The organism is Paenibacillus forsythiae T98, from assembly GCF_000520735.1.
GTDB lineage: Bacteria > Bacillota > Bacilli > Paenibacillales > Paenibacillaceae > Paenibacillus_AQ > Paenibacillus_AQ forsythiae.
The window spans coordinates 1-7802 of record NZ_ASSC01000359.1 but is presented as its reverse complement, the minus strand read 5'-3'; the positions used below and the strand labels follow the sequence as shown (position 1 = coordinate 7802).

The window sequence follows — 7802 nt, the reverse complement described above, 5'->3', positions numbered from 1 at the left end:
GCAGCGGCATGGCATGATCGGGCTGAGCCATCTCGGCTTCTCCATAGATCCGGAGGTTACAACGCTGCCGATGAGCCTGAACGAAGCCGGATACGAGACGGCGCTAATTGGCTTCAGCCATGAAACGATTGGCGAAGCCGGAGGCGAGCGAACCTCATCTACATATAAGCTGGGCTATGAGACGGTCCTCCCGGTGCCGGGCGACCGGGCTGCGGATGTCGCGGAGCGGGTTGTCTCTTTCCTGGAGGATAAAGCGGCGGGGCCGCAGGAACGGCCTTTTTTTGCTTCGGTCGGTTTCTTTGAAACCCACCGCGATTTCGACGAATACGCGCCGGTGGCCGATCCGGCGGAAGAGATCGTTCCGCCGCCGTATCTGCCGGATACGGAGCGGGTGCGGGAGGACCTTGCATTGCTGCACGGCTCGGTCAAGACGCTTGATCACGGCATCGCCCGTATCCTGTCCCGGCTAGACGCCTTGGGACTTGCGGAGGACACGCTGGTGATTTATACAACCGATCACGGCATCGCTTTTCCCCGGGCCAAGGGGACGCTGATGGATGCGGGCCTGGAGACGGCGCTCCTTATGCGGTGCCCGGGGACGCTGGAAGCCGGGCAGGTCAACGGCCATTTGCTCTGCAATGTGGATCTGATGCCGACCCTGCTGGAGTTTGCCGGAGCGGAGGCGTCGCAGGACTTGGATGGAGTGAGCTTTTACAGGCTTCTGCACAATGCAGACGGCCCTTCCACGCGCGACCATTTCTTCGCCGAGCTGACCTGGCATGACCAGTATCATCCGATGCGGGGCGTCCGTACCGACCGGTACAAATATATCCGCAATTTCGAGGATGGGCCAGCCGTTTATTTGCCGCTCGATATTCATCTTAGTCCCTCGGGCCAGGAGGTTCGGGAGGATTATTACAAGCCGAATGTGCCGGAAGAGCTGTACGACCTTGCGGAAGATCCGCTGGAGGAGCGGAACCTGGCCTGTGACCCGGCCTATGAAGACATATTGCTGGAGCTGCGCCGGAAGGTGGAGGACTGGATGGAAGCGGGAGGCGACCGGCTGCTGGACGGCAAGGTTCCCGGTCTCGCCGCTCCCGGCTGGCAGGAGGAATATGAGAACGGCACGGCATACGGCTCCAAACAGGGTTAGAGGTTTAAAAGATAAAGCGCGGCTTTTCCATAGGCCTTTTGCGAATACATGTCAAGGCAAACCAGGCATAGCATGAATCCGGACTGGAAGCAGGTCATCACGCATTGTGCGTTAACACCTGCTTCCTTTTGTTAATTATCATAAACCATTTTTCTATATTGCGACGGAGAATGGTGCTTGTACTCTCTAAATTTACGAATAAAATAGCTGAAGTTTTCAAAACCCACCATCAAGGAAATCTCTAAAACTTTCAACTCGCTATTTTTTAGCAGTTTCGCTGCTTTTTCACACCGGTATTCATTAATATACGTAACTGGATTTTTCCCTACAGCTATTTGAAAGTATTTTGAGAAATAATTTTTATTCATTCCTACAAGCGCTGCTAAGTCCTCAAGAAAAATTTTATCATTGTAATGTTCCTCAATATATAGGATCACTTTTTTGATTTTTTCTTGTTTGACTTTTGTATGAAGTCGATTTTCCAGGAAAAGTTTTCTTTCATATAAAATATCGATTACTTGAAGGAGAATCACTTTAATACGCAAGGATGAGAGCTTGTTTTCCCCTTTTTTTATGGCAATGATATTTCGTAACTTTCCTGATAACTCCTCTTTTGATTCCTTATCTAAATGTAATGCATAAGGAAATTGCAAGGCTCCCGAGGTAATCGGCTTGATAATAGCTTGCTGGCATATGTCTGGATATTCAAAATTCAATAACTGGGGATGAAAAACAATAGCATGATGAATGGATGGACCGTTTGAGGTAACTTGATGCAAGTCTCCGGAATTGATAAAAACAAAATTTCCTTTGGAAACATGTATGATTTCTGAATTGATCGTCACCTCCATTTCTCCTTCTTCAACATAAATAAATTCTAGTTCTTCATGCCAGTGATACCCTACATAATAATCGGTTTTACGTATCTTACTGTATATATGCAACGGAAAAGACAGAGTGCCATGAATAGAATTTTCTTTTAAAGATGATTTCATTCTTATTTTCTCCTTAAAAGTGAGAATTATGTTATAAATTTTGAAAATGTGCAAGAAAGAACTGCTAACATTCATTATACTGAAGACGTTTCCAATTGACAAAAAGGAGAGTAAAAATGAAAGAAATTCAAAAAAAGTGGTGGCACAAAAGTGTTATTTATCAAATATATCCCCGTAGCTTCTACGACAGTAATGGCGATGGAGTTGGCGATTTACAAGGCATCATTCAAAAGTTAGACTATGTAAAATTATTAGGCGTCGACGTCATTTGGCTAAGTCCCATTTATGATTCTCCCAACGTAGACAATGGCTACGATATTAGTGATTATTGCTCCATCTCATCGGAATTTGGAACCATGGAAGATATGAATAAATTGTTATTAGAAAGCAGCAAGCGCGGCATTAAAATTATTATGGATCTTGTTGTTAACCATACCTCGGACCAGCATCCGTGGTTTATAGAAGCAAAAAAATCAAAAGACAATCCGTACAGAGATTATTATATCTGGCGCGATCCGGTTAACGGCAAAGAACCCAACGAACTGAAATCGAATTTCGGTGGCTCAGCATGGGAATTTGATGAAACAACTAACCAATACTATTTGCATTTTTACAGCAAAGAACAGCCCGACTTGGACTGGGGAAACCAAAAAATGCGCAGCAGCATCTGGGATATGATGAACTTTTGGATTAACAAGGGAATCGGCGGCTTCCGTATGGATGTGATTGATTTGATTGGAAAAGATCCCGATAAACAAATAAAGGAAAATGGACCTAAACTTCATGATTATTTGCAGGAAATGAATCAAAAAACGTTTGGAAACAAAGATTTGTTAACGGTTGGAGAAACGTGGGGCGCGACAACTGAAGACGGAAAACTGTACTCTGACCCTGAGGGCAAGGAATTGAGCATGATCTTTCAGTTTGAACATATTCAGCTGGATAAAATTCCAGGCAAACAAAGATGGGATTTGAAAAAGCTGGAGCTCGATGAACTAAAGCAAGTGCTAAGCAAGTGGCAATATGCTTTAAACGAAGACGGTTGGAACAGCTTGTTTTGGAACAATCACGACCTGCCCCGCATTGTATCGAGATGGGGGAATGACCGTGAATATAGGGTGGAGTCTGCCAAAATGTTGGCCACTTTATTACATGGAATGAAAGGAACACCCTATATCTACCAGGGAGAAGAAATCGGCATGACAAATGCTGCTTTCGAGTCTATAGAAGATTATATCGATATTGAAACTCAAAATATCTATAAAGAACGAACAGCAGCCGGTTTTAGCGAAGAAGACATCATGGAATCGCTCTATATGAAAGCAAGGGATAATGCCAGAACCCCAATGCAATGGTCGAATGCAACAAATGCAGGATTTTCTTCAGGAAAACCATGGATGAAGCTTAATCCCAATTATCCTTCTGTTAATGTGGAAAGCGCTTTAATTGAATCGGACTCTGTTTTTTATCATTATCAAAAATTAATCACGATTCGTAAACAAAATCAGACACTTGTATATGGCACTTATCGTCTTCTTGATTCGGAACCCAATATTTATGCTTACGAACGGATACTCGAAGACAAAAAGCTGCTTATTGTATGCAATTTTTACGAGCCGGAAGCCGCTTTTTCTTACTCTACCGGAAGTCATTCAGCCGTAAACCTTTTAATTAGCAATTACAGCCACTCGAGCAGCGATTTAAAGAACATTACATTGCGTCCGTATGAAGCCATTATGTATGAAATCATCTGAAAGAGGGATCAGAATAATGACTAAAAACAAAAACGAACAAGCAGCGCAGCAAATTCTAGCTGCCGTTGGCGGATCTGAGAACATTATCAGCGCTGCGCATTGCGCGACTCGCCTTCGGTTGGTGCTAAAAGACGAATCCACTGTCAAAACAGACGAACTGTCAAATATTGATCTTGTAAAAGGCCACTTCAGCAATGGAGGACAATATCAGGTTATTATCGGTGCGGGTACGGTCAATGAAGTGTACCACGCTTTTGTTGAATTAGCAGGTATTAAAGAATCCAGTAAAGATGAGGTTAAAAAAGAAGCCGACAATAAGATGAATGTGGTCCAAAGGCTGGTGAAATTGTTGTCCGACGTATTTGTCCCGATTATCCCGGCACTGGTAGCCGCCGGTTTATTGATGGGTATCAATAACGTTTTAACATCAAGCGGATTATTTTTCGAAGACAGGTCTTTAGTTGATGTATACCCGAACATAACCGATCTTGCGAACATGATTAATGTGTTTGCTAATGCAGCGTTTGTGTTCATGCCGATATTAATAGGATTCTCCGCAACAAAAATGTTCGGAGGAAACCCTTATTTAGGAGCTGTCATGGGAATGATCATGGTGCACCCGGATCTTTTAAATGCATATGGATACGGGCAAGCTATTTTGAATAATAAAGTGCCGGTATGGAATGTTTTTGGACTTGAAATTGAAAAAGTGGGCTATCAAGGAACCGTGTTTCCTGTGTTAGCGGCTTCATTTATCCTTGCGCGAGTCGAGAAAAGCTTACGTAAAATCGTTCCGTCTTTTCTTGATAACTTGTTAACTCCGCTATTAACAGTATTTATCACAAGCTTTCTTACGTTTACTGTAGTTGGCGGGATAATGAGATCTGCCGGGAATCTGCTGGCTGATGGAATGGTTTGGCTGTATGATACACTTGGTTTCTTTGGCGGAGCCGTTTTTGGGTTGATTTTATCTCCTTTGACATTAACGGGTATGCACCATAGTCTTCTTCCGATTGACATTCAGTTAATTGCTGCCGGCGGTTCGTTTTTACTGGCACTTGTTTCATGCAATAATGTTGCCCAGGGAGGCGCGACATTTGCGGCCATGCTGCTGACGAAAGACGAAAAAATGAAAAGCATTGCGATTTCTTCCGGAATTTCCGCCCTGCTTGGCATTACGGAACCCGCGATGTTTGGCGTTAACCTGAAAATGAAATATCCATTTTATTCCGCTATGATCGGTTCAGCTTTTGGATGTGCCTTTGTAGCATTCAATCACATTTTAAACGCAGCCCCCGGACCAGCTGGACTGATCGGGTTTGTCAGTATTCAAGCTGGCAGTGTGCTGAACTTTTTATTTGCCGTCTTGATTTCTTTTGTATCGGGATTTGTAATAACGATCATGTTGTCAAAATCAAAAAAACTGAATACAGAATTAAAGCGGGTGAGTAAAATCGCTTCCTAAGCATCGCGATTTTATTCACACTACCAAACAACCATCTTGTTAAACGCTATCGGAAGCCGTACCATTTTTTTTTCGCAACCATCAGGGTGACCGCAAGCGCCAGGAACATTAAACCTCCCCAGATGATCTGGTGTGTACCCATATGCAGTAAGAACTGGCCTCCTGAAGCGGTGCCGATGGCAATGCCCAAATTCGAGAAAGAAACGAACAGGCTGTTGGCGAATTCAGGCGCTTCGGAGGCTTCGGAGGCTAGCCAGTTCTGATTGATAATAAAGCCCCCGGTATGAATGAATCCCCATACGATCACGATAATCATCATGGGAATCAAATAAGCCCCGCCCCAGAATACGATCAGATACGTTAAGGCCAATACAGCAGGATACAGAAGGGTCGTCTTGACAACATGCCTGTTTAGCAATCGCCCTGCCTGCAAATTGCCCAGCACACCGCTCGCTCCAAACAGAATCAGCATGGTGCTTATTAAATTCCCGCTCATCTTCGTAATTTGTCCAAGATATTCCGCAAAATAGCTGAATACGGCAAACATCGCCGAAATGGTTAAGCAGACGGTCACGATATTCAACCATAACTGGGGTTTAGCCAACACGCCGAGCTGCTCCTTATAAGATAATTTTGCGGTCACGGGCATGCTGGGAACCCAGATTAACAAACCGATTAACGCGATCAGATTCAGAGTGGCGGAGAACAGAAAGGAGGCTTCAAGCGAAAATTGATCCGCGATAAAAGAGGTGAACGGCACTCCGAGAAACATACCCACCGTACCCCCGGTAAATACATAGGCTGTCGCTTTACTCTTTTGTTCAATTGGAAAAAAACTAGCCGCGGCTACGAAAGCCAGCGAGAAATAGACCGGATGAAGAAAAGCGGGCAGGATGCGGACAATCAGCCGAACCGAAAAGTTTGGAGTGGCTGCCGACAGAAGATTGGCGATGGCAAAAAGGGCAAGCACGGAGGCCATGATCCGTTTTTTGTTAAACCCTGAGAATAGCAGGTCATGAACGGCCCAAAAACCGCAATTGTGAGCGCAAACAAACTGACCAGCATTCCGGTCTGCGAAGCGCTAATGTGATATTTTTCGGTAATTTGAATAAAAGTGCCGATGACGCCGAATTCCGTGTTGACGATGCTGAACAGTCCGAATGCAATAATGAACACATAATAAAAAGCTTTCATCGTATCATATCCCTCGTTTCGGCAAGCCAGTTAACGGCATCGTCCATGCTCTGAAAAAACTCCATGTCATACGGGAACTCTTCGATAGTGCCGACAATCCGGTTGAGGCTTGATTTGGCGACCACTTTCTCCGGCTGGATGACGGCGCAGTATTGAATGTCCACCGCCCGCTTCACCCAGTTTTGGGAAACCCAGGCTTGATCCTCTTGACTGATGACAGACATCTTTCGGTTGTCATACAGCACCTTGCTGCCATTCATTTTTCCGGCCAATTCCACCACCTTATCCATAGCGGTACGAAATTGCTCACCTTGGGCAAAAGCCTTCCATCTCAGCTCAACGATTTGAAATGCTTCATTCCAGGAAATCTCGGCTTGAGGGGATTCATAATAGATCATTGCTCTCACGCTCCATTGTTTATTTTTAAGCTGACGTAACTCAGGACAATTTGATCAGGTTAAGCGCAGGGAGGGGGCCTCCCGGAAATTGATGCAATTTGCCCCCGTCAGCGAGACCGCCCAAATCGACGGTGGCGAAGCCGACTTTATCGTTAATTCGGGTGACTTCAGCCTTGGCCGCAGCATCGTCACCGGAGATGAAGATGACGCGGCGACCACCGGCAATTTGCGGATCGGAGCCCAGCACAGCGGGAGTAAGTGTATTGAATCCTTTGACCACCCTTGCGCCGGGAACCAGCTCCGCAACAACCTCGCTTGATGTCCGCCCTCCAAGATCGGCCACGATGAATTCGGGAGTAATAATCGGGTTCATTGCGTCGATGACGATGCGTCCGTTCCATTCGGGCAGACCGGATACCGCATCTTTCAGATGCTTCCAGGGTAGAGCAAGGAACACTACATCGGCGGCTGCGGCTTCTTGGGCGGTAACGGCCTTGCTCTTGCCGCCAAGCTTGGCTGCGAGCGGAGCGAGCGATTCCGGTCCGCGGCTGTTGCTCAGGAGCACCTCATAACCCGCTTTAATGACTTGTTTGGCAAATGCTTGCCCGATTTCACCCGCGCCAATAATTCCAATCGACATATAAATTCTCCTCTCAAATTTTGGTTATAGTGTTGGATGTTAATCAGACTGTGGTTCCGCCGTCCACGTTAATGGTTGCGCCGGTCACGAAGGCGGCTCCCGGTGTAGCCAGATAAGCCACCATATCGGCGATTTCCGCGCCCGTACCGTAACGACCGACCGGTATCATGCCGGAGACAACCGGCGCGTAAGGACCGTCAGCC

Annotated in this window: 8 protein-coding genes; 3 read left to right on the top strand and 5 right to left on the bottom strand. The window is 45.9% G+C overall.

What is annotated here, in order from left to right:
* On the top strand, positions 1 to 1153 hold a 1153-nt coding region (locus L692_RS0111470; protein WP_025699960.1), incomplete at its 5' end, for a sulfatase family protein.
* Between the two features lie 131 nt (positions 1154 to 1284).
* On the opposite strand, the gene L692_RS0111465 is transcribed toward L692_RS0111470, so the two are convergent.
* Positions 1285 to 2148 (bottom strand): AraC family transcriptional regulator, encoded by an 864-nt coding sequence (locus tag L692_RS0111465; RefSeq protein WP_025699959.1) that lies wholly within the window; start codon positions 2146 to 2148, stop codon positions 1285 to 1287.
* Positions 2149 to 2264: 116 nt separating this feature from the next.
* On the opposite strand from L692_RS0111465, the gene L692_RS0111460 reads away from it, so the two are divergent.
* Both L692_RS0111460 and L692_RS0111455 read left to right on the top strand, forming a co-directional pair.
* Entirely contained in the window at positions 2265 to 3902 is a 1638-nt protein-coding gene (locus L692_RS0111460; RefSeq protein WP_198027741.1) for a glycoside hydrolase family 13 protein, read from the top strand.
* Positions 3903 to 3918: 16 nt separating this feature from the next.
* Positions 3919 to 5367, top strand: a complete 1449-nt coding sequence (locus L692_RS0111455; RefSeq protein WP_025699955.1) for a sucrose-specific PTS transporter subunit IIBC — start codon at positions 3919 to 3921, stop codon at positions 5365 to 5367.
* Positions 5368 to 5413: 46 nt separating this feature from the next.
* Here the strand turns inward: L692_RS0111455 and L692_RS28535 are convergent, their stop codons facing one another.
* The 4 genes from L692_RS28535 to L692_RS34005 all read right to left on the bottom strand — a co-directional run bounded on the left by L692_RS28535 (position 5414) and on the right by L692_RS34005 (position 7768).
* Positions 5414 to 6337 carry an MFS transporter gene (locus tag L692_RS28535; protein ID WP_312001331.1) on the bottom strand — a complete coding sequence of 308 codons (924 nt, stop codon included), beginning with the start codon at positions 6335 to 6337 and terminating at the stop codon, positions 5414 to 5416.
* 220 nt (positions 6338 to 6557) lie between these two features.
* Complete coding sequence (locus L692_RS28530) at positions 6558 to 6959, bottom strand: hypothetical protein (RefSeq protein ID WP_025699953.1); 402 nt, start codon at positions 6957 to 6959, stop codon at positions 6558 to 6560.
* Between the two features lie 40 nt (positions 6960 to 6999).
* Positions 7000 to 7599 (bottom strand): NADPH-dependent F420 reductase, encoded by a 600-nt coding sequence (locus L692_RS0111440; protein WP_025699951.1) that lies wholly within the window; start codon positions 7597 to 7599, stop codon positions 7000 to 7002.
* A 43-nt stretch (positions 7600 to 7642) separates the two neighbouring features.
* Positions 7643 to 7768, bottom strand: coding sequence for an SDR family oxidoreductase (locus L692_RS34005; RefSeq protein ID WP_084463157.1), 126 nt, complete (start codon positions 7766 to 7768; stop codon positions 7643 to 7645).
* Between the last annotated feature and the right edge of the window lie 34 nt (positions 7769 to 7802).

Coding starts and splice junctions, on each gene's coding strand:
- L692_RS0111465 (WP_025699959.1), bottom strand. CDS start 2,148: ATGAAATCATCTTTAAAAGAAAATTCTATTCATGGCACTCTGTCTTTT.
- L692_RS0111460 (WP_198027741.1), top strand. CDS start 2,265: ATGAAAGAAATTCAAAAAAAGTGGTGGCACAAAAGTGTTATTTATCAA.
- L692_RS0111455 (WP_025699955.1), top strand. CDS start 3,919: ATGACTAAAAACAAAAACGAACAAGCAGCGCAGCAAATTCTAGCTGCC.
- L692_RS28530 (WP_025699953.1), bottom strand. CDS start 6,959: ATGATCTATTATGAATCCCCTCAAGCCGAGATTTCCTGGAATGAAGCA.
- L692_RS0111440 (WP_025699951.1), bottom strand. CDS start 7,599: ATGTCGATTGGAATTATTGGCGCGGGTGAAATCGGGCAAGCATTTGCC.
- L692_RS34005 (WP_084463157.1), bottom strand. CDS start 7,768: ATGATACCGGTCGGTCGTTACGGTACGGGCGCGGAAATCGCCGATATG.